Source organism: Rhizobium sp. TH135 (genome assembly GCF_002855515.1).
GTDB lineage: Bacteria > Pseudomonadota > Alphaproteobacteria > Rhizobiales > Rhizobiaceae > Allorhizobium.
On the sequence record NZ_PKRP01000005.1, the window covers coordinates 412,322 to 435,873 of the forward strand.

The 23,552-nt window shown below is 58.5% G+C and carries 23 protein-coding genes; 13 read left to right on the forward strand and 10 right to left on the reverse strand.

Annotation, left to right across the window (positions count from 1 at the left end):
- Positions 1 to 54: 54 nt before the first annotated feature.
- The 3 genes from leuS to holA are packed head-to-tail and all read left to right on the forward strand — an operon-like array spanning position 55 to position 4,237.
- A complete protein-coding gene (gene leuS / locus C0V73_RS17140; RefSeq protein WP_102021288.1) occupies positions 55 to 2,676 on the forward strand; it encodes a leucine--tRNA ligase in 2,622 nt (873 codons plus the stop codon).
- Positions 2,666 to 3,181, forward strand: a complete 516-nt coding sequence (locus C0V73_RS17145; RefSeq protein ID WP_102021190.1) for a hypothetical protein — start codon at positions 2,666 to 2,668, stop codon at positions 3,179 to 3,181. Before leuS ends, C0V73_RS17145 begins: the two co-directional genes overlap by 11 nt.
- A 9-nt stretch (positions 3,182 to 3,190) precedes the next feature.
- Complete coding sequence (gene holA, locus C0V73_RS17150) at positions 3,191 to 4,237, forward strand: DNA polymerase III subunit delta (protein ID WP_102021191.1); 1,047 nt, start codon at positions 3,191 to 3,193, stop codon at positions 4,235 to 4,237.
- Here holA and C0V73_RS17155 read toward each other — a convergent pair whose 3' ends face one another.
- From C0V73_RS17155 to hemE, 8 genes are all read right to left on the reverse strand, one after another.
- Positions 4,238 to 5,119, reverse strand: a complete 882-nt coding sequence (locus tag C0V73_RS17155) for a ParB/RepB/Spo0J family partition protein (protein WP_102021192.1) — start codon at positions 5,117 to 5,119, stop codon at positions 4,238 to 4,240.
- Positions 5,120 to 5,140: 21 nt separating this feature from the next.
- Positions 5,141 to 5,935: a ParA family protein gene (locus tag C0V73_RS17160; RefSeq protein WP_102021193.1), complete on the reverse strand. Its 795-nt coding sequence runs from the start codon at positions 5,933 to 5,935 to the stop codon at positions 5,141 to 5,143.
- 15 nt (positions 5,936 to 5,950) lie between these two features.
- Entirely contained in the window at positions 5,951 to 6,580 is a 630-nt protein-coding gene (rsmG, locus tag C0V73_RS17165) for a 16S rRNA (guanine(527)-N(7))-methyltransferase RsmG (RefSeq protein ID WP_102021194.1), read from the reverse strand.
- Between the two features lies 1 nt (position 6,581).
- Positions 6,582 to 8,453 carry a tRNA uridine-5-carboxymethylaminomethyl(34) synthesis enzyme MnmG gene (mnmG, locus tag C0V73_RS17170; protein WP_102021195.1) on the reverse strand — a complete coding sequence of 624 codons (1,872 nt, stop codon included), beginning with the start codon at positions 8,451 to 8,453 and terminating at the stop codon, positions 6,582 to 6,584.
- Between the two features lie 25 nt (positions 8,454 to 8,478).
- Entirely contained in the window at positions 8,479 to 9,801 is a 1,323-nt protein-coding gene (gene mnmE, locus C0V73_RS17175) for a tRNA uridine-5-carboxymethylaminomethyl(34) synthesis GTPase MnmE (protein ID WP_102021289.1), read from the reverse strand.
- A 51-nt stretch (positions 9,802 to 9,852) separates the two neighbouring features.
- Positions 9,853 to 11,118, reverse strand: coding sequence for a transcription termination factor Rho (gene rho, locus C0V73_RS17180; RefSeq protein WP_102021196.1), 1,266 nt, complete (start codon positions 11,116 to 11,118; stop codon positions 9,853 to 9,855).
- Positions 11,119 to 11,312: 194 nt separating this feature from the next.
- The gene (gene hemJ, locus C0V73_RS17185) at positions 11,313 to 11,849 is read right to left on the reverse strand and encodes a protoporphyrinogen oxidase HemJ (RefSeq protein WP_102021197.1); all 537 of its coding nucleotides are present in this window, start codon (positions 11,847 to 11,849) and stop codon (positions 11,313 to 11,315) included.
- Between the two features lie 2 nt (positions 11,850 to 11,851).
- Positions 11,852 to 12,883 carry a uroporphyrinogen decarboxylase gene (gene hemE, locus C0V73_RS17190; protein WP_102021198.1) on the reverse strand — a complete coding sequence of 344 codons (1,032 nt, stop codon included), beginning with the start codon at positions 12,881 to 12,883 and terminating at the stop codon, positions 11,852 to 11,854.
- A gap of 405 nt (positions 12,884 to 13,288) precedes the next feature.
- On the opposite strand from hemE, the gene C0V73_RS17195 reads away from it, so the two are divergent.
- Genes C0V73_RS17195 through dnaQ form a run of 5 tightly spaced genes read left to right on the forward strand, consistent with a single transcriptional unit; the run spans position 13,289 to position 16,892 of the window.
- Positions 13,289 to 14,110 carry a pyruvate, water dikinase regulatory protein gene (locus C0V73_RS17195; RefSeq protein WP_102021290.1) on the forward strand — a complete coding sequence of 274 codons (822 nt, stop codon included), beginning with the start codon at positions 13,289 to 13,291 and terminating at the stop codon, positions 14,108 to 14,110.
- 33 nt (positions 14,111 to 14,143) lie between these two features.
- The gene (locus C0V73_RS17200) at positions 14,144 to 14,743 is read left to right on the forward strand and encodes a Maf family protein (RefSeq protein WP_102021199.1); all 600 of its coding nucleotides are present in this window, start codon (positions 14,144 to 14,146) and stop codon (positions 14,741 to 14,743) included.
- On the forward strand, positions 14,736 to 15,596 hold the full coding sequence (locus C0V73_RS17205; RefSeq protein WP_102021200.1) for a shikimate dehydrogenase: 861 nt from the start codon (positions 14,736 to 14,738) through the stop codon (positions 15,594 to 15,596). The genes C0V73_RS17200 and C0V73_RS17205 overlap by 8 nt, the downstream gene beginning before the upstream one ends.
- Complete coding sequence (gene coaE / locus C0V73_RS17210; RefSeq protein WP_102021201.1) at positions 15,593 to 16,198, forward strand: dephospho-CoA kinase; 606 nt, start codon at positions 15,593 to 15,595, stop codon at positions 16,196 to 16,198. The genes C0V73_RS17205 and coaE overlap by 4 nt, the downstream gene beginning before the upstream one ends.
- Positions 16,191 to 16,892, forward strand: coding sequence for a DNA polymerase III subunit epsilon (gene dnaQ / locus C0V73_RS17215; RefSeq protein ID WP_102021202.1), 702 nt, complete (start codon positions 16,191 to 16,193; stop codon positions 16,890 to 16,892). The genes coaE and dnaQ overlap by 8 nt, the downstream gene beginning before the upstream one ends.
- A 51-nt stretch (positions 16,893 to 16,943) precedes the next feature.
- Here dnaQ and secB read toward each other — a convergent pair whose 3' ends face one another.
- Both secB and C0V73_RS17225 read right to left on the reverse strand, forming a co-directional pair.
- Positions 16,944 to 17,420, reverse strand: coding sequence for a protein-export chaperone SecB (secB, locus tag C0V73_RS17220; RefSeq protein WP_102021203.1), 477 nt, complete (start codon positions 17,418 to 17,420; stop codon positions 16,944 to 16,946).
- 89 nt (positions 17,421 to 17,509) lie between these two features.
- Positions 17,510 to 18,013, reverse strand: coding sequence for an FxsA family protein (locus tag C0V73_RS17225; protein ID WP_102021204.1), 504 nt, complete (start codon positions 18,011 to 18,013; stop codon positions 17,510 to 17,512).
- Positions 18,014 to 18,161: 148 nt separating this feature from the next.
- On the opposite strand from C0V73_RS17225, the gene C0V73_RS17230 reads away from it, so the two are divergent.
- From C0V73_RS17230 to gyrB, 5 genes are all read left to right on the forward strand, one after another.
- Positions 18,162 to 18,860 carry a Tim44/TimA family putative adaptor protein gene (locus C0V73_RS17230; protein ID WP_102021205.1) on the forward strand — a complete coding sequence of 233 codons (699 nt, stop codon included), beginning with the start codon at positions 18,162 to 18,164 and terminating at the stop codon, positions 18,858 to 18,860.
- Positions 18,857 to 19,975 carry a murein transglycosylase A gene (locus C0V73_RS17235; protein ID WP_102021206.1) on the forward strand — a complete coding sequence of 373 codons (1,119 nt, stop codon included), beginning with the start codon at positions 18,857 to 18,859 and terminating at the stop codon, positions 19,973 to 19,975. The genes C0V73_RS17230 and C0V73_RS17235 overlap by 4 nt, the downstream gene beginning before the upstream one ends.
- Positions 19,976 to 20,536: a Smr/MutS family protein gene (locus tag C0V73_RS17240; RefSeq protein ID WP_102021207.1), complete on the forward strand. Its 561-nt coding sequence runs from the start codon at positions 19,976 to 19,978 to the stop codon at positions 20,534 to 20,536.
- On the forward strand, positions 20,533 to 20,898 hold the full coding sequence (locus C0V73_RS17245; protein ID WP_102021208.1) for a helix-turn-helix domain-containing protein: 366 nt from the start codon (positions 20,533 to 20,535) through the stop codon (positions 20,896 to 20,898). Before C0V73_RS17240 ends, C0V73_RS17245 begins: the two co-directional genes overlap by 4 nt.
- A gap of 141 nt (positions 20,899 to 21,039) precedes the next feature.
- Positions 21,040 to 23,475, forward strand: coding sequence for a DNA topoisomerase (ATP-hydrolyzing) subunit B (gene gyrB, locus C0V73_RS17250; protein WP_102021209.1), 2,436 nt, complete (start codon positions 21,040 to 21,042; stop codon positions 23,473 to 23,475).
- Positions 23,476 to 23,552 lie beyond the last annotated feature (77 nt).

Here is a 23,552-nt window from a genome sequence, read left to right on the forward strand (position 1 = left end):
TTCATGATGAAGGTCGGCCCTCTCTTTTTGATGCTATTCCCGGAAATGCAATCCATGGCTACCGAACGTTACAATCCGCGCGACGCCGAGCCCCGTTGGCAGGTGAAATGGTCCGAAGACAAGGTCTTCGAGACGGACAATGCTGATCCGCGCGAGAAATACTACGTCCTCGAGATGTTCCCCTATCCTTCGGGACGCATCCATATGGGCCATGTCCGCAACTACGCGATGGGCGACGTTGTGGCTCGCTACAAGCGTGCCCGCGGCTACAACGTTCTGCATCCGATGGGCTGGGACGCCTTCGGCATGCCTGCCGAAAATGCGGCGATGAAGAACAAGGTTCATCCCAAGGCCTGGACCTATGAGAACATTGCCACCATGCGTGGTCAGCTTAAGTCCATGGGCCTGTCGCTCGACTGGTCGCGTGAATTCGCGACCTGCGACGTCGACTACTACCATCGCCAGCAGCACCTCTTCCTGGATTTCCTGGAAAAGGGCCTCGTCTATCGCAAGAATTCTAAGGTCAACTGGGACCCCGAGGACATGACCGTGCTCGCCAACGAGCAGGTCATCGACGGTCGCGGCTGGCGCTCGGGTGCGCTGGTCGAACAGCGCGAACTGACGCAGTGGTTCTTCAAGATCACCGATTTCAGCCAGGACCTGCTCGACGCGCTTGATGAGCTCGACCAGTGGCCTGAAAAGGTTCGGCTGATGCAGAAGAACTGGATCGGGCGCTCTGAAGGCATGGCTGTGCGTTGGGAAGTGGCGTCCGGCAGCCAGGCGGGTGAAGTCACTGTTTATACGACCCGTCCTGATACCCTGTTCGGTGCGTCGTTCCTGGCGATCGCCGCCGATCATCCGATGGCGAAGGAAGCTGCAGCGCGTGACGAAGCCGTTGACGCGTTCTGCCAGGAATGCCGTCATGCCGGCACCTCGCTTGCGGCTCTGGAAACAGCCGAGAAGAAGGGCATCGATACCGGTATCCGGGTGAAGCACCCGCTCGATCCGAGCTGGGAACTGCCGGTCTACGTCGCCAATTTCGTCCTCATGGAATACGGGACGGGCGCGATCTTTGGCTGCCCCTCCGGCGACCAGCGCGACCTCGACTTCGCCCGCAAGTATGACTTGCCGGTGGTCCCAGTCGTCATGCCGAAGGATAGCGGCGCGGCGACCTTTGAGATCGGCGACACCGCATTTACCGATGACGGCGTGATGATCAACTCGCGCTTCCTGGATGGCTTGTCCACGACGGAAGCCTTTGAGGAAGTGGCCAAGCGCCTGTCCTCGCAGCAGCTGAACGGCGCGCCGCAGGGCGAGCGCAAGGTCAACTTCCGGCTACGCGACTGGGGCATCTCCCGTCAGCGGTACTGGGGTTGCCCTATCCCGGTCATTCACTGCGATGATTGCGGCGTCGTGCCGGTCCCGAAGAAGGATCTTCCGGTCCGTCTGCCCGATGACGTCAGCTTCGACAAGCCTGGCAACCCGCTCGACCGTCATGCCACCTGGCGGCATGTAGCCTGCCCCTGCTGCGGCAAGGATGCCCGTCGCGAGACGGACACCATGGACACCTTCGTCGATTCCAGCTGGTACTTCGCCCGTTTCACCGCCCCGTGGGAAGACAATCCGACTGATCCGGCGGTCGCCAGTCATTGGCTGCCGGTCGACCAGTATATCGGCGGCATCGAACACGCGATCCTGCATCTGCTCTATTCGCGCTTCTTTACCCGCGCGATGCGCGAGACAGGTCATGTAGGGCTCAAGGAGCCTTTCAAGGGTCTCTTCACCCAGGGCATGGTCGTGCATGAGACCTATAGCATCGGCGAAGGCCTCGAGCGCGAATGGGTGGCTCCGGTTGATCTGCGGATCGAAGAAACCGACGGCGCACGTCGGGCATATCTCCTGACCAATGGTCAGGAAGCCAAGATCGGCTCGATTGAGAAGATGTCGAAGTCGAAGAAAAATGTCGTCGACCCCGATGACATCATCGGCTCCTACGGCGCAGATACGGCTCGCTTCTTCGTACTCTCCGACTCGCCGCCGGACCGTGACGTAATCTGGTCCGAAGCCGGCGTCGAGGGCGCGCACCGCTTCGTACAACGCGTCTGGCGTCTGGTCTCGGAAGCGGCAGACAGACTGAAGTCCGTCTCGCCGAATCCGGCTAAGGAAGGCGAAGCGCTCGCCGTCTCGCAGATCGCGCACAAGACGCTGAAGGCTGTCCAGGGCGACTTGGACAAGCTCGCCTTCAATAAGGCGATCGCGCGCATCTACGAACTGGTCAACGCACTTGCCGCGCCGCTGACCAATGTCGCAGCGGGGCAGGGCGATGCCGCCTATGTCGCAGCTGTGCGCAACGCAGCCGAGATTCTCGTCCAGTTGATTGCGCCGATGACGCCGCATCTGGCCGAAGAGTGCTGGTCCATCCTCGGCAACGAGGGCCTGATTGCCAAGGCAGCCTGGCCGCAATTCGATGAAGGTCTGGTCGCCGAAAACGAGATTGTTCTGCCTGTGCAGATCAATGGCAAGAAGCGCGCCGAATTGACAATCGCGCGCGACGCAGACCAGAATGCAGTTCAGGCAGCCGTACTCGCGCTCGATGCCGTTAAGACCGCGCTCAACGGTCAGGCTCCGAAGAAGATCATCGTCGTCCCGCTAAGGATCGTGAATATTGTCCTCTGAACTCAAGCCATCCACGGTGCTTCGGCGCTCGCTTCTGATCGGTGCGGCCCTGCTTCTGGCGGGATGCCAGGCACGTCCCTTGTACCAGGACGCCAATGGGGAAACCCGTGGCGCTCTGGCCGCAATCTCCTATTCGGAAGCGACCAGCCGCGTCGGGTTGGAGACGCGTAACCGTTTGCTCTTCCTAACCAGCGGCGGCAAGGAATCGCAGACCCCGGAATACCGCGTCGAGCTGGTCGTCAGCGGCGGTGTTGAAGGTATTCTGCTCGACGAGGCTGCGGACACGCCAAACGCGGGTCGGGCAGCGGTCGTCGGCACCTATACCTTGAAGCGCATTTCTGACGATACCGTCGTCAAGACGGGCCGCAGAACCGGTGTGGCGCTCTTCGACTATCCGCGTCAGGAATTCGCCAAGCTCCGTGCTGCGCGAGACGCAGAGACACGGGCCGCCCGTGAACTGGCCGAGTTCATTTACGCCGATCTCGCAATGGCACTTGGTCGCTGATCGGCGACCATGGTGGAAGTTAAATCCCACGAGTTTGATGGATTCCTGGCCAAGTCGGCCAGGCACTACAGGTTGGTTGTTGTCTATGGCCCCGACCGTGGGCTTGTGGCGGAGCGCGCAGCACAGGTGGCTGCAACAACGGGCGTCGATCTAAGCGATGGCTTCGCTTTGATCCGGCTGGACGCATCTGATGTTCAATCGGATCCCGGTCGGCTGATCGACGAGGTGAACGCGTTTGGGCTCTTCGGCGGCGAGAAGCTGATATGGGTGCGTGGTGCTGCCAATGAAAAACAGCTGGTCGATGGGTTGGCGCATCTCGCCGCACATCCGCCGGAAGGAAGTTACCTGCTGATCGAAGCAGGCGACCTCAAGAAGGGCTCGGCCTTGCGCAAAGTTGCGGAAGGGGAGCGTAGTGTCGCTTGTATCGCCTGTTACCAGGACGATGCGAGAGCCTTGAATGCCTTGATAGACACGGAGCTTGCTGCGGCGAACTTGCGGATCACGCCGGCTGCACGCGAACTCTTGCTCGATTCGATCGGCGGCGATCGAATTGCGTCCCGCAACGAGATCCAGAAGCTCCTTCTCTATTGTATGAATGACGATCTGATCGACGAAAAGCATGTCTTCGAGATCGTTGGCGACGCCAGCGCCGTCTCGACGGATGAGGTCGTCGATGCCGTGCTATCCGGCGACCCCGATGGCTTCCTGCATGCGATTCAAAAGGTCATAGCCTCCAAAACGGCCGTCTTCCTTGTGCTGCAAGGCACGATGAAGCAGGTCCAGTTGCTGGAGACGATGCGGATCGAGATGGAAGAGCGCCAGCAGCAGCCGGCGCAGGTTCTTCAAACCCTCGGGCGCGGCATCCACTTTAAGCGGAAGCCCATTATCGAGAAAGCGTTACGGAACTGGAACAGTTCTGATCTGGCCCGTGAAGGGGCACGCCTCAATGCTGCCATTCTGCAGAGCCGGCAGAACGCGGCACTCGAAGACAATCTTGCCATCCAGACGCTGCTGGCAACGACGTTGCAATCCGCGCGCCGCAATCGCCGCAGCTGATTATCGGGCTTCCAGGAGCCTGCAGATCTCTTCGAGTTGGTCCAGCGTCTTGTAATTGATCTTGAGCTGCCCGCCGCCGCCCTTGTGGTTGATAGAGACAGACAGACCGAGGCAATCCGAAAGGCTACGCTCCAGGGCGATTGTGTCCGAATCCTTGGATTCACGAACCTCGGCCGGGGCTGGCGCCTGCTGTGCCTTGATATGGTTCTGAGCCAGCTTCTCCGCATCCCGGACGGACATGCCCTTCTGCGCGATTGTTTTCGCCAGAACGAGCGGATCAGGGGTGGAGACGAGAGCACGTGCGTGTCCTGCAGACAGGCTTCCATCTGCCAACATGTCCCGGACCGGATCTGGAAGCTTCAGGAGCCGAAGGCTGTTCGCAACGTGACTACGGCTCTTGCCGATGATCTCACCCAGATCATTCTGAGTGTAGCCATGCTCGGCAATCAGCTGCTCATAGCCGAGCGCTTCTTCGAGAGGATTGAGGTCGGCGCGCTGGACGTTTTCGACAATGGCAAGTTCGAGAGCAGTCCTGTCATCGACATCACGCACGATGACGGGGATCTGGACGAGCCCGGCCAGCTGGGCCGCACGCCAACGGCGTTCGCCGGCAATAATCTCGAAGCGGTCAGTTCCGACAGTGCGAACAACGACAGGCTGCACGATCCCATGCTGGCGAATGGAACCGGCGAGATCCTGCAGCTCGGATTCATCGAAATAACGGCGGGGGTTTCTGGGACTGCGAGCGACGAACTCGATTGGAACGGTACGATCCGGATTGACGGTCGGCCGCGCTTCGCCGGCGGGAACCGGCTGATCCATTTCACCGATCAACGCTGCCAGGCCGCGCCCGAGGCGGCGTTTCGATACGTCTTCGCTCATACTCACACCCTTGTACGAAGATTACGCGGCTTTTCGCTGCCGCTCGCGCTGGATGACCTCGGAAGCCAACTGCAGGTATGCCTGGCTGCCGGCGCATTTCAGATCATAAAGGATAGCCGGCTTACCATAAGACGGAGCTTCGGATACCCGAACATTGCGGGGGATCAAGGTCGTGTAGACCTTCTCACCGAGATGCTCGCGGACGTCGCTTACCACCTGCTGAGCTAGGTTGTTGCGGGAATCGAACATCGTCAGCACGATACCCTGGATATCCAGGGTAGGATTGACCGTCTGCCGGACCTGATTGATCGTATCGAGCAGCTGGCTCAGACCTTCCAGCGCGAAGAACTCACACTGTAAAGGCACCAGCACGGAATGGGCTGCAGCCATGGCATTCATCGTCAACAGATTGAACGACGGCGGGCAATCGAGAAGAACGTAGCTGTAGGCACGCGCATCATCGAGATTGAGCGACTTGCGGAGGCGAAACACGCGATCGGACTGCTGTGAAATTTCCATCTCGAAGCCGAGAAGATCCATCGTAGAAGGCACGATCGACAGGTTGGGCACAGCCGTATCCAAGACTGCGTCTGAAATCGAATGCGTGCCGATCAGCACATCATAGGAGGACAAATGGCGATCACGGCGGTCGATTCCGAGACCAGTACTCGCATTACCCTGGGGGTCGAGATCAACTATGAGCACGCGCTCGCCGATGGCGGCCAGCGCGGTTGCCAGATTAATGGCCGTCGTGGTCTTCCCCACGCCGCCCTTTTGATTGGCAATGGTAATGATACGGTTTTTCTCGAGATTCATTTGGCACCCGAAGCGTTAAACCCTGCGCGTCAGGGAGGCGATCTCTAGGATAACGGAATCTGCCTCGACCACGCTTTGATGTTTTATCAGATCAAAGTCCCAGCGACCACGCGCTTTATCGATTTCAGCCTGATAATCCCTGCCTTTATGAAAAACCAGGCGAAGATCGGGATTGGTTTCAGCCCAGGGCATGACATAACCGAACAAGGCATCCAAATCGGCAAGTGCTCTGGCGGAAATGTAATCCGGGGCAGTGAGCAACTTGACCGCTTCTTCGATCCTCACAGGATGGACTTTGCCACGACCGCCCGTCTCGGTGAGGGCCATGCGCAGGAAGCTGCACTTCTTGTTGTTGCTCTCAACGAGATCAATCCAGGCGTCCTGGCTTTCTGCAAGAGTGATGGCTGTAATGATGCCAGGGAAGCCGCCACCGCTACCAATATCGATCCAGCGGCCGGGTTGGGGCACAATGTTTCGAATCTGCAACGAGTCGACGATATGGCGCGCCCAAACCTGTTCAATTGTCGACGGGGCGATTAGATTTATGCGTGCAGCCCATTTCAGGAACAGGTCTGCAAATCGCTCGAGGCGTGCCTGCGTTTCACGTGAAACATCGATTCCATAATCTCGAACTAAAGATTTCATTTTACGAAGCCATTCGACCAATCGAGTTTTTGCGCAGGTGAGCAACCAACAGAGCTACCGCGGCGGGAGTCATGCCTTCGATACGACTAGCCTGCGCCACATTCGCTGGACGAAGCGCTGATAGCTTTGCCTTCAACTCGTTCGACAGGCCAGGCAACGCTTCGTAGCTGAACTCATCCGGAATCTGGCGCTCCTCTTCAGCACGCAATCCAGCAACGTCCGCAGACTGCCGTTCCAGATATACATGGTAGAGACAATCAATCTCTACTGCGGTCGCGATATAAGCATCCTCGCTGGAGAGCTCTGGCCAGACACGGACGACGTCCGCCCAAGTGATATCCGGATAGGAGAGGATCTCTCGCGCTGAACGACGGCGCCCGTCTTGATTGACACTCACGCCGACGGCAGACATATCATTTGGCGAAGCTGTGAGTGAGCCCAATCTGTCATAGAGACCAATACGTTGCTCTTGATAACGAGCGAACTTGGTCGCCCTATCGGAGCCAACACAGCCGACAGCAAGGCCCAACGGGGTCAGGCGCATGTCAGCATTGTCGGCGCGAAGCGAGAGCCGATATTCCGCCCGGGAGGTGAACATGCGGTAGGGCTCAGCGACCCCCCGCGATGTCAGGTCGTCAATCATCACACCGATGTAGGAATCCGTGCGGCTGAACTTGACCCCTGGTTCGTTGGCAGCAAACCGTGCCGCATTGATGCCGGCGACCAGGCCCTGTGCACCGGCCTCTTCATAACCAGTCGTGCCGTTGATCTGCCCGGCAAGGAACAGACCGCTCGCACCCTTTACAGCAAGGCTGAGGTCAAGCTGCTGCGGATCTACATAGTCATATTCAATTGCGTAGCCAGGCTGCAAAATCCGCACGTTCTCCAGACCGGGAATAGACCGGATGAAAAGCTCCTGGACATCCTCGGGTAACGACGTGGATATCCCATTGGGATAGATCGTATCGTCGTCGAGGCCTTCCGGCTCGAGGAAGATCTGATGACCGTCCCGATCGCCGAAACGGTTGATCTTGTCTTCGATCGACGGGCAATAGCGCGGCCCCACACCCTCGATCTGACCAGAATACATGGCAGACCGGTGGATATTCTGCCGAATGATTTCATGGGTTTCGGCAGTCGTACGCGTGATACCGCACGCGATCTGAGGCGTGGTGATGGACGCCGTCATGAACGAGAACGGCACGGGATCAGGATCAGCCTCCTGAAGCTCCAGTCCTTCCCAGCGGATCGTAGTTCGATCGAGACGTGCTGGCGTACCCGTCTTCAGACGACCCAGTTTCAGGCCCAGGTCGGCTAGATCATGGCTCAAACCCAGGGCAGGTGCCTCACCAACCCGTCCAGCGGGAATTTTCCGATCACCAATATGAATGAGCCCGTTCAAGAAGGTACCCGTGGTCAAGACCACTGCCGAAGCTCGCAGGTGCCGTCCGTCATGGAGCACAACGCCATTTATTTCGGATGAGTCACGAATGAGGGCGGTCACACCCCCTTCGAGAACTTCAAGATTTTCGGTTTCCTGGATCAAACGCTGAACCGCAAGTCGATAAAGCTTACGATCTGCCTGTGTGCGAGGTCCCCAAACGGCAGGGCCTTTTTTCTTGTTCAACATGCGGAACTGAATTCCGCCCTCATCGGCTGCGCGACCCATAAGACCGTCGAGTGCGTCGATCTCGCGAACAAGATGGCCTTTGCCGAGGCCGCCGATTGCCGGATTGCAGGACATTACGCCAATTGTATCGGAGCGGTGGGTAACCAGAGCGGTTTTTGCTCCCATACGAGCAGCTGCCGCCGCAGCTTCCGTACCGGCATGGCCTCCACCGACAACGATTACATCGAAATCTCTCTGAGACATGTGCAGTAAGCCTGTTTCACGTGAATCACTTCCCGACACAGAATTCGGAGAAGATTTTGCCCAAAAGCGTTTCGGTATCGATTCGACCAGTCACACGCGCCAGCTCCACTGAAGCTAGCCGTAGATCCTCAGCTCGCAGCTCGAGGGGATTTGACACCCCGTCCAGAGCCGACTGCAAATGTTGAGATGCAGAGCGAAGGCGCTCTGCATGCCTCATACGGCTCGGAATTGCAAGGCTGCCGACATTGGTACTGCTTCGCACTGCCTGCAGGAGAAGCGCTCTCAACTCATTGAGACCCGCCCCAGTGGACGAGGAAACCAAGATGTCGATACGGAGTGAAGGATCGACATCCGCTTCGACGAGATCAAGTTTCGAGCCCACCCGCAGCCCGGCGTACTCACTAGGGCCGATGTCGCCAAGCGCGCTGAGATCTATAACGTTGAGGACAAGATCGGCATCGTTGATCGTCTTGACTGCGCGACGTATGCCTTCCCGCTCGATAACATCATCGGTATCTCTCAAGCCGGCGGTATCGAACAGCTCGAATTTGTAGCCGTCAATGTCTAGCTCGCATCGGACAACGTCTCTTGTCGTCCCGGCGATGGGGGTCACAATCGCGACATCCCTTTGCGCCAACGCGTTCATCAGGCTCGACTTGCCCGCATTGGGTTTGCCGGCGAGCGCCACCCTGAAGCCATCACGCAGGATCTCACCGGCGCGCAGATTGGAGAGAGCGCCGTCTACCTCGCCCTTGAGCCTGGCAATTTCACCCCAGATGCGGTCCGACACGGAGCCGGGAATATCGCCTTCATCGCTGAAATCCAGCTCTGCCTCGAGCATGGAGCGGGCAAATACGAGCTTTTCACGCCAGCCTTCGTAAACGCTGGACAATTGACCGCTCGCCTGTTCGGCTGCCAGACGCCGTTGCATCTCGGTATCTGCTGCCAGTAGGTCCGCCAGACCCTCGACTTCCACGAGATCCATCTTGCCATTCTCGAAGGCTCGCCGCGAGAACTCGCCTGCTTCAGCCAACCTGGCACCGTTGAATCCGGCTAAGGAAGTCAGAACAGCGGTCACGACTGCCCGCCCTCCATGGAGATGTAGTTCTGCGCAATCCTCCCCGGTGAACGAGTTGGGCCCATGGAAGACAAGTACCAGCCCACGATCGAGAAACATGCCATCGGGCATGCGGATCGTGCGGAGGGCAGCTACACGCGGGGCAGGGAGATCGCCAGCGAGGCTTTGTACCATCGTGAAAGCGGCCGGTCCGCTGATCCTCAGAACAGCAACACCGGCCGGCAAAGCACCAGAAGCCAAAGCAAAAATCGTGTCAGAGTGCGTGGTCACGGAACAACCTAATCCGCTGAACGAAACCGACCGACTATTGCCGGTCGACAATCACGTGTTCATGGAGTCGAAGAAATCGCCGTTGTTCTTCGTCTGCTTGAGCTTGTCGATAAGGAACTCGATAGCGTCCGTCGTTCCCATCGGGGCAAGGATGCGCCGCAGAACGAAGATCTTCTGCAGATCCTGGCGCGGCACGAGCAAGTCTTCCTTACGCGTGCCGGACTTGAGGATGTCCATGGACGGGAAGATGCGCTTGTCGGCGACCTTGCGGTCGAGCACGATTTCAGAGTTACCCGTACCCTTGAATTCTTCGAAGATGACTTCGTCCATACGGCTGCCGGTATCGATCAGAGCCGTAGCAATGATGGTCAGCGAGCCGCCTTCTTCAATGTTACGCGCAGCACCGAAGAAGCGCTTCGGGCGCTGCAGAGCGTTGGCATCCACACCACCGGTCAGAACCTTGCCGGAAGACGGTACAACGGTGTTGTAAGCGCGGCCGAGGCGGGTGATGGAATCCAGCAGGATCACTACATCGCGGCCATGTTCGACCAGGCGCTTGGCCTTCTCGATAACCATCTCCGCGACTTGGACGTGCCGCACGGCGGGTTCGTCGAAGGTGGAGGAGACGACCTCACCCTTCACAGATCGCTGCATATCCGTGACTTCTTCCGGCCGCTCGTCGATCAGGAGAACGATCAGGTAGCATTCCGGATGATTGGCCGTAATGGAATGGGCGATGTTCTGGAGAAGAACCGTCTTACCCGTACGTGGCGGTGCCACGATCAGACCGCGCTGGCCCTTGCCGAGCGGCGCCACGAGATCGATGACGCGAGACGAAAGATCCTTCGATGTCGGAACATCGAGTTCCATCTTGAAGCGCTCGTTCGGATAGAGCGGCGTCAGGTTGTCGAAGTGAACCTTATGACGGATCTTTTCGGGATCCTCGAAATTGATCGTGTTGACCTTCAGAAGCGCGAAATAGCGTTCGCCTTCCTTGGGTCCACGGATCGGGCCTTCGACCGTGTCACCGGTCTTCAGCGAGAAGCGGCGGATCTGCGAGGGCGAGATGTAGATGTCGTCAGGACCGGGCAGATAGTTTGCGTTTGCGGAGCGCAAGAAGCCGAAACCATCCTGCAGAACTTCCACCACGCCTTCGCCGATGATCTCCACATCCTGGCTCGCCAGCATCTTCAGGATCGCAAACATGAGCTCCTGCTTGCGCATCGTGCTCGCGTTTTCAACTTCGAGCGATTCGGCAAACGTCAGGAGATCGGTCGGCGATTTGCTTTTGAGTTCTTGTAGCTTCATTTCAGCCATGAAGAGGGACCACGTCAGATAGAATTTTCAAGGGGAACGGCGAGCTGGTGGAATTCGGTACGATCGCGAAGGCCGCAAATGACTGAATAATACGCAAGCCAAAAGAGGGAGTGGCGCGAAAATAGCGACTCGCGGATTCGACCGCAAGCGAAAAGCCCGGGATCACGAAAATAATACGACCGCGCTGAAGATGCTCAGAAAGGTTTGACGACGGCAAGCACGACGATGAGGATCATCAGAAGGGTAGGGGCCTCGTTCATCATCCGCCAATAGCGGGGCGAGCCAACATATTTGCCCCGGCCGAAAGACTTTACCGACTTGGCGAAATAGCCATGCACGCCGGAAAGCGCAAAGACTGCCGCAATCTTCGCATGCAGCCAGCCACCCTGAAACGCGAAGACCTGCCAGGCCAGATAGAGACCCAACACCCATGACACGACCATGGCAGGGTTCATGATCACGTTCATCAAACGGCTTTCCATCACGGAAAATGTCCGGGCCTGATCGGAAGCCGGATCGCAATCCGAATGATAGATGAACAGCCGCGGCAGATAGAGCATGCCGGCCATCCAGGAGATGATGGCAATCACGTGGAGCGCCTTGATCCAGGGATAAGCCTGGTCCGGTCCCGCCAGCATGATGCCACCACCCACGAGACCGAAGAACAGCAAAGCCGTAGCTGCCTTCCGCGCGGCGCGAGCTCCCGGCTTGGCATCGATCTGCTTTTCCATCGTCAGCCGAAACTCCGGACCTGCGCGACCAGCTCGGTCACATGTGCAGGGTCTGCCTGCGGGGTAATCCCGTGGCCGAGATTGAAGATCAGAGGTCCATGTCCAAGAGACTGGAGGATGGCATCGATGCCGTCCCTCAGGGCCACACCACCTGCCACGACGCGCATCGGATCAAGATTTCCCTGCACTGGGCCATCCTTCTGCAGTTCCACTGCAAAGCTCAACGGCACCGACCAGTCGAGACCGATTGCGTCGGCATTGGTATCCTGGCGGTAGCGCTTCAGCAGGATCCCGGCCCCCTTGGCAAAGGCGATGACCTTGGCCTGCGGCCGACGGGATTTGACAAGTTCGATGATGCGACGAACGGGTCGAACTGCAAAGGCTTCGAACTCCGCCTCCCCGAGCACACCGGCCCAGGAATCGAAGATCTGAACCGCGTCCGCTCCAGCATCGATCTGCGCGACCAGGTAATCCGCCGAAACTTCCGCCAGAAAATCCAGCAGGCGTCGGAATGCCTCGGGATGACGATAGGCGAACAATCTCGCAGGCGCCTGGTCCGGTGTGCCGTGGCCAGCGATCATATAGGTCGCCACTGTCCAGGGTGCACCACAGAAGCCAAGCAAGGTGGTCTCAGCGGGAAGCTCTGCACGAAGACGCGCAACGGTCTTGATGACTGGCTTCAGGTGATCCATGACGCCGTCCGGTGAAAGCTTGGCGATGCCATCGGCATCGATCGGATCCATCTGTGGCCCATGTCCCTCCGTGAAGGTGACATTCCGATGCAGTGCATCCGGGATGACCAGGATATCCGAGAAAAGAATGGCCGCATCGAAGCCATAGCGACGGATTGGCTGAAGCGTCACTTCGGTGGCGAACTCAGGCGAATAACAGAGATCGAGAAAGCTACCCGCTTTCTGTCGCGTTTCCCGATATTCCGGTAGATATCGGCCTGCCTGCCTCATGAGCCAGATTGGGGGCGGCGTCACCGTCTTCCCATTCAGAACGTCGAGGACTTTACGGTTCGGCGTGCTCAAGGCTCAGGCCCTTTCAATAAAGAAAAGATATATAGACTCTTCTTCTATTTCTAAGAGTCTCTGACTATCAAGGATTAATCCGGGATCACACCTTGTTCCTTATGCAGCGTGATCCGTCACGGCTCCCATCATCGCTCAGACGGCAATTTGGGGATAGTGGGGATAAGTCCAAATTAACCCGTGATTCCAGCGACTTCAGTTTCATCCCAACGCGTTCTTAACCGGGGATCAGGAGTCGATGACCAAAGGATGACATCGTTTGATCACCGTTATTCACATCCCCCGTCAAACACATCCATCGTGGTGCGGGATTGTGGATAAATCGGCACTTTTCCCCTTGCCCCCCGGCCCTCGTCGCCGCTACCTCTGTTTATCCCAAACTATCAACAGGGCACGGTGAACAACGTGGAGAACCGGAAAAACTTCTTCCATCTCCACCTGATTTCTGACTCAACAGGTGAGACTCTCATCTCTGCAGGGCGCGCCGCAGCCGCGCAGTTTCGTGGATCCAATGCCATTGAGCATGTCTATCCGCTGATCCGCAGCAAAAAGCAGATCAAGGCCCTGATCGACGCACTCGACCGAGAACCAGGCATCGTCCTCTACACCATCGTCGATCAGGACTTGGCAGCGCTGATCGAGACAGGGTGTCACGAGCTCGGTCTGCCCTGTGTCAACGTGCTCGCGCCGATCATCGAAAAGTTTCAGACCTATCTCGGAGCACCGTCGCGGGGGCGGGTGGGTGCCCAGCACGTGCTGAACGCCGACTATTTCGCACGCATCGAAGCGTTGAATTTCACGATGGACCATGACGATGGCCAGGCGCCGGAAGACTATAATCAAGCCGACGTCGTCATCATCGGGATCAGCAGGACGTCAAAGACGCCGACCAGCATCTATCTCGCCAACAGGGGTATCAAGACGGCAAACCTGCCGATCGTTCCTGGCGTGCCATTGCCCGACGGTCTTTTGAAGGCGACCCGGCCGCTCGTCGTCGGATTGATTGCAACATCGGACCGGATCTCTCAGGTGCGCGAGAACCGCATTTTGGGAACAACGCCGGGCTATGATCGAAGCGAATATGTCGATCGCGCATCCATCACCGAAGAGCTGAAATATGCCCGCGCACTGTGCGCCCGCAATAACTGGCCGCTGATCGATGTCACCCGCCGATCGATCGAAGAGACGGCGGCGGCCATTGTTGCTCTCCGTCCGAAGCCACGCTAATCCACGTCAATTGCTATCATTAAGGTATCTATCATGGGTTCACCTTTGATCCTGGCGTCCGGCAGCAAGACCCGCCAGGCGCTTCTGAAGAATGCGGGGCTGCAGTTTCTGGCTGTCCCGGCTGCGGTGGACGAACGCGCCATTGAAGAGAACCTGCCGCTAGCAGGGAGGGATCCCGTCTCCGTCGCGCGCCATCTTGCACTCGCCAAGGCCATCGAAGTATCTCAGCGTCATCTAGGCGCCTACGTTATCGGCTGTGATCAGACGATGTCGCTTGGCGATCGGATCTTCCACAAGGCGGCGTCTGTCGGTGAGGCACGCGAGACCCTCACGCAGTTGAGAGGAAAGGCGCATTTTCTCAATAGCGCCGTATGCCTCGTGCGAGACGGCGAGTTGTTGTGGAGCGAGGTGGTTCGCGCCTGCATGCAGGTTCGAGACTTCTCTGTTGAATTCCTGGATGGCTATATAGAGCGCAATGGCGAGACGATCCTCTCCAGCGTCGGCTGCTACCAGCTTGAAGGGGAGGGCATCCAACTTTTCGATGCCATTGGAGGTGACTACTTCACGATCCTCGGCTTACCGCTTCTCCCGCTCCTCGAGGCTCTCCGTGAACACGAGATTAACCATGCGTGATTCACGTGAAACATTTCCGCCGCGTGCATTTGTCGCCGGCTATCCGATTAAGCATTCGCGCTCGCCATTGATCCATGGGCACTGGCTGAAGACATATGACCTACAAGGCTCATACGAGAAGATCGCAGTGGAGCCCGATCGGTTTCCGGAATTCGTCGATGCGCTGAAGCAGGAGACGAGTTCGTTATGCGGCGGCAACGTCACGATCCCGCATAAGGAAGCCGCGTGCCGGCTTGCCGATCGAGTGGATCCGATCGCCGAGGAACTCGGCGCAGCCAATACCTTGTGGCGCAAGGACGGTCTTCTGCATGCGACGAATACCGACGGCATCGGCTTCATCGCCAATCTCGACACGCAGCATCCTGGCTGGGACCGGGCAGAACGCGCCGTTGTTCTTGGGGCAGGGGGAGCCAGCCGGGCGATCCTTCAATCGCTTCGAGACCGCGGAATTTCTGAAATCCACGTGGTCAACAGGACCATCGACCGCGCACGGGAACTGGTCGACCGTTTTGGTGCACCGCTCGAGGCTCATGGCATGGAGGCCCTCGACGCACTTCTCGATGGCGCCGGCCTTTTTGTGAATACCTCGTCTCTTGGCATGGATGGCGCACCAGCCCCTGACTTGCCGTTTCACAAGATGAGAGGCGATGGCCTGGTCACCGACATTGTCTATGTCCCGCTGATGACGCCCTTTCTCTTGCAGGCCAACGAGGCGGGCATTGCCACCGTCGATGGACTGGGCATGCTTCTGCACCAGGCGGCGCCGGGATTCGAAAAGTGGTTCGGGAGAAAACCGGAAGTCACGCAGGAACTGCGACAGATCGTTCTCGATGATATCGAGGCACATGCATGATCGTCATCGGACTGACTGGATCGATCGGCATGGGAAAGTCAACGACAGCGGCGTTGTTCGCTGACGAAGGCGTTCCCGTCAACGATTCAGATCAGGTCGTGCACGATCTCTATCGGTCTGATGCCGTCGCTCCGATTGCCGAGCTTTTTCCCAATGTAGTCGTAGGCGGCGTCGTAGATCGAGTTAAGCTCTCCGAGAATCTGGCGAAGAATCCGGCTAAGTTCCGAGATCTTGAGGCGATCGTGCATCCGCTGGTCCGCGCACGAGAGGTAGCCTTTCTGCAGAGACAACGGGAGTTGGGGTGTTCAATCGTCGTGCTCGATATCCCGCTCCTGTTCGAGACGGGTGCCGATGCCACAATGGACAAGGTAGTAGTCGTGAGTTGCGAGCCGGATGTCCAGAGGCAACGTGTCTTGTCGCGGCCGGGCATGACGGAAGAGAAGTTTGCGCTCATCCTCTCGCGTCAAACACCGGATGCGGAGAAGCGCGCGCGCGCGGATTACGTCATTGATACCGGCCACGGCATTGACATGGCGCGCGAGCAGGTCAAGACGATCGTGAGAGAGTTACGCGAGCAGGCGGAGCAGACGAACCATGCGTGAGATCATCTTCGACACGGAAACAACAGGCCTCGACAACAAGGCTGATCGTGTCATTGAAATCGGCGGCATCGAGTTGATGAACCACTTCCCGACCGGTCGCACATTCCATGTCTATATCAATCCAGGCGACCGCAAGGTTCACCCGGATGCGCTTGCGGTTCACGGCATCACGGATGACTTCCTGAAAGACAAGCCGCCATTCGCAGGTATCGTTGCCGAGCTGCAGGAGTTCTTCGACGGAGCGAAGTGGATCGCGCACAACGCGACATTCGATATGGGCTTCATCAATGCGGAATTCGACCGGTTGGGCCTTCCGCCCGTCCCAGGCGATATGGTCATCGATACGCTTTCGCTCGCCCGCCGGAAACATCCGATGGGCCCGAACTCCCTGGATGCCTTGTGCCGGCGCTATGGGATCGACAACTCGCACCGCACCAAGCATGGCGCATTGCTCGACTCCGAACTTCTGGCCGAAGTCTATATCGAGATGCTCGGCGGTCGGCAGGCAGCGCTCGGGCTTACCAGTGTCGAAACGCGGCGCAACCAGACTGACGAAGTCACCGATGTCATTGAGATCAGCTATGAGCGCCCTCGGCCGCTCGCGCCGCGCCTCTCCCCAATCGAAGTCGAAGGTCACGGCGGACTTGTTGCTCGACTTGGGGCTAAGGCGATCTGGTCCAAATACAGCGCATGAAAAAGGGCCCGATCAAGGGCCCTTTCCATATTTCCTGACTGCAGCAGTTTCTCAGTTCGGAGCCGACTGGCTCTGCGCGCGCGACTGTTCTTCGGAAACGCGCTGCGCGAACATCTGCGCAAAATCGATCGGGTCGATCATCAGCGGCGGGAAACCGCCGTTGCGGGTAGCGTCCGCGATGATCTGGCGGGCAAACGGGAAGAGCAGGCGCGGGCACTCGATGAAGAGAACCGGCAGCATGTGTTCCTGCGGGAAGCCGGAAATCCGGAAGACGCCGCCATAGACCAGCTCGGTGACGAAGACCACCTTGTCGCCATCCTTGGCTTCTGCATTCAGAGCCAGGACGACATCGAAGTCGGTGTCGGACAGCGGATTTGCATTGACGTTGACATTGATGTTGATGGCCGGCGCCTTGTCGCGCGCCTGAAGCGATCGCGGTGCACCCGGATTTTCGAAGGAGAAATCCTTGATGTACTGGGCGAGAATATTGAGGGAAGGAGAAGTCGTTCCCTGATTGTTGTCGGCCATAGGGCGTGTCCTTGAAGATGAATTGCTAAGGCCATCTAACATTTGAAACTTCACCTTACAACCCTGCGGCCCGGCAGGGGCAGGGCATGTCAGTCGCGGCCGATCCGAGGATCGCGCCAGGGTGAGTCGGGCCTTGCCGAGTTCGGATTGCTCTCTCTCTGAAACTCGTCGTCACCGAGGTCGACGACATTTTCATCTGCCGGACGGGTTGTGCGAAAACCACCGCCTGAAAACCCGCTCCGGACGACGAGGCGCGGCTTGATCAAGCGCCAGGCGAGGTCGCGGATGAAGGGGAGGAAGAGCAGAATCCCGATGATGTCGCCGAAGAAGCCGGGCACGATAAGCAGGAAGGCCGCAACGACGAGAAGTGCCGCATGAACCAGTTCGCGTCCCGGGTCGACGCCTCTCTGAGCCTCGCTTTGCAGGCGGCGCAAGATGCCAGCCCCCTGGAAGCGCAACAGCGCTACACCGACAACGGCCGACAGGATGATCAGCCCGAGCGTGGGCAGAACGCCAATCGCCTGACCAACGATGATGAAGCTGGCGATCTCGATGAGCGGTGCGATCAAAAAGATCACCAGTGGCAGGCGCATGTATCACTCCAAACGCCATTGTGATCCCGATATCGCAACAGTCGGCGGAAACTCGCTGCAAAGAATGCGCATCGCCATTTGAATGATGCGGCGCTGGAGACTATATGGGAGAACGAAAAATCAAATTCAATCAAGCCTGGCGGTATTCATGGGATCTAGCGATTTCGTTACATTGTTCTTCCTGGTGGCCGCGGTCCTGATCTTTTTTCAGCTTCGCAGTGTGCTCGGACGTCGTACGGGCAGCGAAAAGCCACCCTTCGATCCCTTTGCTCAGCGCGATCTGTCCAAGGCGTCGGAGCGTGACGACGGCAAGGTTGTGACCTTGCCGCGCCGCGAGGAAGCGACAGGTGACGAGCGCTTCGGTGCCGTAGACGCTTATGCGCCGGCCGGCACGCCCCTCAATGATCAGCTTCGCGAACTTCTCCGCCACGATCCGAGCTTCAGCCCGAAGGAATTCCTGAACGGCGCCAAGATCGCTTACGAGATGATCGTGATGGCCTATGCGGATGGCGATCGCAAAGCCCTGAAGGGCCTGCTGTCTCGCGAAGTCCTTGAGGGCTTCGAGAGCGCGATTGCCGACCGCGAAAGCAGGGGCGAAACCGTGAGGTCGACCTTTGTCGGCATCGAGAAGGCGGAAATCACCCAGGCTTCGGCGCGAGACAACGAAGAGCAGGTCACCGTTCGAATTGTCAGCCAGCTGATTACGGCCACTTTCGATAAGGACGGTACCATGATTGATGGCGACGCCGAGGCGGTGTCCGAGGTGAACGATGTCTGGACATTCGCACGCGATGTTCGTTCGCGTGACCCGAACTGGAAGCTGATTGCGACCGAAGCGGAACAATGACGGAGGTCGGTTCCGCTTTTCGCCTGACGCCTGTCTCCTTCGAGGAGATCCCGGGCTGGCGCTTCGATGACCCATCGTCTCTCTGGACTGCCATGGCCGACTGCTGGAATTACCTGCAGTCGGTCAAACCATATAAAACGGGCGCACTCGGCCTAACTGCCGATGATCTGCTGCCTCTTCTTGAGCACGCCGGCAGTTTGAATTCTGTATCTGCCGGTGACGCGCGATCATTCTTCGAGCAAGAGACGCAGGCTTTTCTGATTGAGCTCACCGGCACTCAATCGGGGCTCGTCACGGCATTTTACGAGCCGGAAGTGGCCGTTAGCGACCTGCGGGATGATGAATTCTCGTATCCCTTCTATCGTCGCCCCCTGGATCTGGTTGATGTCGATGACAGTAATCGTCCTAGTCACCTGGATGCCTCTTACGCCTTTGCTTTGCAGGCTGATGACGGGCTTCAGCTCTATCCGGATCGACGCGCGATCGACGAAGGCTGGCTCGAGGGTCGGAACCTTGAGATTGCCTGGGCTCGCTCGAAGGTCGATGTCTTCTTCGCCCATGTCCAGGGCGCAGCGCGTTTGAGATACCCGGATGGCCGGCTTCGGCGCATCACCTATACCGCAAAAGCCGGACATCCCTTCTCGGGCATCGGCCGTCTGCTGATCGATCTTGGCGAGATCCAGGAAGCGGCAATTTCGATGCAGTCGATCCGGGCTTGGCTGGCCGACCACCCTGAGCGGGTGGACGAGATCCTGTGGCACAACAGATCCTACATCTTCTTTCGCGAGGCAGAGGTCGATGATCTCACCCGCGGCCCGATTGCTGCGGCCAAGGTGCCGCTGATCGCCGGACGGTCACTCGCGGTCGATCGCCAGATCCACACCTTCGGCTTTCCCTTCTTCATCCATGCCCAGGGTCTCACCCATATGGATGGAGGGCGTGATTTTGCCCGCACCATGTTGGCGCTTGATACCGGCTCTGCGATCGTCGGCCCGGCTCGCGGAGATATCTTCACAGGGTCTGGCGATGAGGCCGGCGAACTCGCCGGCGCCGTGCGTAGTGCGGCGGATTTCTATATACTGATCCCGAAGCAGGCGGCAGAGAGGTTCTTCTGAGTGTCGGGTGGATCAAAGCTCAATCCGGAAGATCGTGTCCTCTGGGGCAAGGTCGCACGCTCCACCCGCCCTATGCCTGGGCGGATGGAAGACCTTTTGAGCTTCGAGGAGCAGTTCGAGACACCGGTCGAGGAAAAGGATGTGCCCGCGCTCAACCGCGCTGCCTTGTCGTCGTCTGCCGTCAGCACTGAAGGCGATCGCAAGCCAGCAGGGCATGCGCACCACCCCTTGGAAAAACCGGTAAAGCGCAAGCTCTCCCGTGGTCATCTGGCACTCGAAGCCCGCATCGATCTGCACGGTCTGATCCAGAGCGAGGCGCATGGCATGTTGCTGGACTTTCTGATCCGCGCGCATGAGCGTGGGCTGCGCCATGTTCTGGTCATCACCGGTAAGGGCAGCTCGCTCGGCAGCGAGGGCGCGTTGAAACGTGCAGTCCCGCTCTGGTTCGCGATGCCGGAATTCCGTTTCATCATCTCGTCCTATGAGCCGGCAGCACGCCATCATGGCGGGGAGGGCGCCCTCTATGTGCGGCTGTCCCGCCGCGGGCAGGATCGGCGATGACGCCCTTCGGTGACGCCTTGCGGCAACTGCGGGAACGCAAGGGCGTTTCCCAGAAGGAGATGGCTGCTGCTATCGGCGTATCACCTGCCTATCTCTCGGCACTTGAACACGGCAAGCGTGGTCTGCCGAATTTCGACTTCCTTCAGCGGGTGGCCGGATACTTCAATATCATCTGGGATGAGGCCGAGGAGCTTTTCTCGGTAGCCGGTCGTTCGGACCCGAGGGTCGTCATCGATACCTCCGGTATGAAGCCCGAATACACCGCATTCGCCAACGATCTTTCGAAGCTGATTCGCCAGCTCTCTCCGGATGTGATACGAGATATGCAGGATATTCTGGATGGCGCCAAAAAACGGCCGTGATGGGGTTGAAAAGCCCTCTCTATCCACCAGAAACAACGCCCTCGCCTTTGGAACTCAGGCCAAAACCCCTATAGTCGGGCCACTTGAAGCTGCTGATTCGAATCAGCCGGGCCTTTGAGAATTGACTGGAAAGATTGCTGAATGACCGACTTGCCGATCGCGGAAAATGATGGTCCGGCCGAATATGGCGCGGACTCGATCAAGGTTCTGAAGGGACTGGACGCAGTCCGAAAGCGCCCCGGCATGTATATCGGCGACACCGACGATGGCTCGGGCCTTCACCACATGGTCTACGAGGTCGTCGACAACGCGATCGACGAGGCTCTGGCCGGTCACGCCGACATCGTCACGGTCACCTTGAACGCGGATGGTTCAGTCACGGTAACCGACAACGGTCGTGGTATCCCGACGGATATCCATACCGGCGAAGGCGTTTCTGCTGCCGAGGTCATCATGACCCAGCTGCATGCCGGTGGTAAGTTCGACCAGAATTCTTATAAGGTATCAGGCGGTCTGCATGGCGTCGGCGTATCCGTCGTCAACGCGCTCTCGGTCAAGCTCACCCTGAAGATCCGCCGCAACAACAAGCTGCACGAGATCACATTCACCCATGGCGTGGCTGACGGCCCCCTGAAGGTTATCGGTGAATATGAAGGCCGTTCGGGAACGGAAGTGACCTTCCTGCCCAGCACCGAGACCTTCACCAATGTCGATTTCGACTACGGAACGCTGGAGCATCGCCTTCGCGAGCTCGCCTTCCTGAATTCCGGCGTTCGCATTCTTCTGACCGACAAGCGCAAGTCTGATATCCGTCAGGAAGAGATGCTCTATGACGGCGGCCTCGAAGCCTTCGTCCGCTATCTCGATCGCTCCAAGAAGCCGCTCGTCGATAAGCCTGTTGCCATCAAGGGCGAGAAGGACGGCATCACCGTCGAAGTCGCCATGTGGTGGAACGACAGCTACCACGAGAATGTCCTCTGCTTCACCAACAACATCCCCCAGCGCGATGGCGGCACCCATATGGCCGGCTTCCGCGCCGCCCTGACCCGTCAGGTGACGTCCTATGCGGATAGCTCCGGCATCACCAAGAAGGAAAAGGTATCGCTGCAGGGTGAAGACTGCCGCGAAGGTCTCTCGGCCGTCCTCTCGGTAAAGGTACCGGATCCAAAGTTCTCGTCGCAGACGAAAGACAAGCTCGTTTCGTCGGAAGTGCGCCCGGTCGTCGAAAACCTCGTCAACGAGGCGCTCAGCACCTGGTTCGAAGAACATCCGACCGAAGCCAAGATCCTTGTCGGCAAGGTGGTCGAGGCCGCTGTTGCCCGCGAAGCCGCCCGCAAGGCGCGTGAACTGACCCGCCGCAAGGGCGCACTCGACATCGCCTCTTTGCCAGGCAAGCTCGCCGACTGCTCCGAGCGCGACCCGGCCAAATCCGAACTTTTCCTCGTCGAGGGTGACTCGGCAGGTGGGTCCGCGAAGCAGGGCCGTTCGCGCGAAAACCAGGCGATCCTGCCGCTGCGAGGCAAGATCCTGAACGTCGAGCGCGCGCGCTTCGACAAGATGCTGTCGAGCCAGGAAATCGGCACGCTGATCACCGCGCTCGGCACATCGATCGGCAAGGACGAGTTCAACGCGGACAAGCTGCGCTACCACAAGATCATCATCATGACCGATGCTGACGTGGATGGCGCGCATATCAGAACGCTGTTGCTCACCTTCTTCTTCCGTCAGATGCCGGAATTGATCGAGCGCGGTCACCTCTACATCGCCCAGCCGCCGCTCTATAAGGTCTCGCGCGGCAAGTCCGTTCAGTACCTGAAGGACGAAAAGGCGCTGGAAGACTACCTGATAACCATGGGTCTCGAGGAAGCCACGCTCACTCTTGCCAATGGCGAAGTCCGCGCCGGCCAGGACCTGCGGGACGTGATCCAGGATGCTCTGCGCCTGCGTTCACTGGTCGATGGCCTGCATTCCCGTTATAATCGCAGTGTCATCGAGCAGGCGGCAATCGGCGGCGCTCTCAATCCTGAGCTCACCGGCAATCGTCAGCAGGCGGAAGCAACGGCAGCGCTAGTCGCAAGCCGCCTCGACATGATTGCGGAAGACACCGAGCGCGGCTGGCAGGGTTTTGTCACCGACGAAGGCGGTCTGCGCTTCGAACGTATGGTCCGTGGTGTGAAGGAAGTCGCCTCGGTCGACGTCGCTCTCATCGGCTCTGCCGATGCCCGCCACATGGACCAGATGTCCGCACGCCTCCGCGAGATCTATTCGGAGCCACCGGTTCTGACCCGTAAGGACGGACGCAGCGACATGTCCGGTCCCCGCGCGCTGCTGGATTCGATTTTCGCCACAGGCCGCAAGGGCCTTTCGATGCAGCGATACAAGGGCTTGGGCGAAATGAACGCCGAGCAGCTCTGGGAAACCACCCTGGACCCGAATGTCCGCTCCCTTCTGCAGGTCAAGGTCAACGATGCGACCGATGCCGATGGCCTGTTCTCACGCCTCATGGGCGACGAAGTCGAGCCGCGCCGCGAATTCATCCAGGAAAATGCGCTGAGCGTCGCCAACCTCGACATCTGATCTGCTGACTCAGCAAACCATAAAGGGCCGCTTCGATCCGAAGCGGCCCTTTCTTTATCCACAGTCTTTGCCGGTGT

Coding starts and splice junctions, on each gene's coding strand:
- leuS (WP_102021288.1), top strand. CDS start 55: ATGGCTACCGAACGTTACAATCCGCGCGACGCCGAGCCCCGTTGGCAG.
- holA (WP_102021191.1), top strand. CDS start 3,191: ATGGTGGAAGTTAAATCCCACGAGTTTGATGGATTCCTGGCCAAGTCG.
- C0V73_RS17155 (WP_102021192.1), bottom strand. CDS start 5,119: ATGAGCGAAGACGTATCGAAACGCCGCCTCGGGCGCGGCCTGGCAGCG.
- C0V73_RS17160 (WP_102021193.1), bottom strand. CDS start 5,935: ATGAATCTCGAGAAAAACCGTATCATTACCATTGCCAATCAAAAGGGC.
- rsmG (WP_102021194.1), bottom strand. CDS start 6,580: ATGAAATCTTTAGTTCGAGATTATGGAATCGATGTTTCACGTGAAACG.
- mnmG (WP_102021195.1), bottom strand. CDS start 8,453: ATGTCTCAGAGAGATTTCGATGTAATCGTTGTCGGTGGAGGCCATGCC.
- rho (WP_102021196.1), bottom strand. CDS start 11,118: ATGGCTGAAATGAAGCTACAAGAACTCAAAAGCAAATCGCCGACCGAT.
- hemJ (WP_102021197.1), bottom strand. CDS start 11,849: ATGGAAAAGCAGATCGATGCCAAGCCGGGAGCTCGCGCCGCGCGGAAG.
- C0V73_RS17200 (WP_102021199.1), top strand. CDS start 14,144: ATGGGTTCACCTTTGATCCTGGCGTCCGGCAGCAAGACCCGCCAGGCG.
- C0V73_RS17205 (WP_102021200.1), top strand. CDS start 14,736: ATGCGTGATTCACGTGAAACATTTCCGCCGCGTGCATTTGTCGCCGGC.
- coaE (WP_102021201.1), top strand. CDS start 15,593: ATGATCGTCATCGGACTGACTGGATCGATCGGCATGGGAAAGTCAACG.
- dnaQ (WP_102021202.1), top strand. CDS start 16,191: ATGCGTGAGATCATCTTCGACACGGAAACAACAGGCCTCGACAACAAG.
- secB (WP_102021203.1), bottom strand. CDS start 17,420: ATGGCCGACAACAATCAGGGAACGACTTCTCCTTCCCTCAATATTCTC.
- C0V73_RS17225 (WP_102021204.1), bottom strand. CDS start 18,013: ATGCGCCTGCCACTGGTGATCTTTTTGATCGCACCGCTCATCGAGATC.
- C0V73_RS17230 (WP_102021205.1), top strand. CDS start 18,162: ATGGGATCTAGCGATTTCGTTACATTGTTCTTCCTGGTGGCCGCGGTC.
- C0V73_RS17235 (WP_102021206.1), top strand. CDS start 18,857: ATGACGGAGGTCGGTTCCGCTTTTCGCCTGACGCCTGTCTCCTTCGAG.
- C0V73_RS17245 (WP_102021208.1), top strand. CDS start 20,533: ATGACGCCCTTCGGTGACGCCTTGCGGCAACTGCGGGAACGCAAGGGC.
- gyrB (WP_102021209.1), top strand. CDS start 21,040: ATGACCGACTTGCCGATCGCGGAAAATGATGGTCCGGCCGAATATGGC.